The sequence below is a fragment of the Paramesorhizobium salinisoli genome, from assembly GCF_003335045.1.
Taxonomy (GTDB): Bacteria; Pseudomonadota; Alphaproteobacteria; order Rhizobiales; family Rhizobiaceae; genus Paramesorhizobium; species Paramesorhizobium salinisoli.
In genome coordinates this window covers 1-267 of sequence record NZ_QOZG01000146.1, presented here as the reverse complement: position 1 = coordinate 267, position 267 = coordinate 1, and the positions used below count along the sequence as shown (strand labels likewise).

1 protein-coding gene is annotated in these 267 nt (G+C 58.4%); it reads left to right on the top strand.

What is annotated here, in order from left to right; genetic code table 11:
• Positions 1–251 (top strand): ATP-binding protein (locus DUT91_RS25305; RefSeq protein ID WP_147272288.1); only part of this gene is annotated, 251 nt, incomplete at its 5' end.
• Between the last annotated feature and the right edge of the window lie 16 nt (positions 252–267).

Sequence of the window (267 nt, the reverse complement as noted above, 5' to 3'; positions counted from 1 at the left end):
TCGATGAGCTGGGCTTCGTGCCGCTCTCCAAGACCGGCGCGGAATTGCTGTTCGAGCTGATCTCGCAACGATACGAGCGAGGCGCGACCCTGATCACCAGCAATCTTCCGTTTGACGAATGGACGGAAACTCTGGGCTCAGAGCGTCTGACCGGCGCGCTGCTGGATCGTATCACCCACCACGTCAGCATCCTCGAGATGAATGGTGACAGCTATCGTCTCGCCCAAAGCCGCGCCCGAAAGGCCGGCTGAAATCCTTCAAATAATC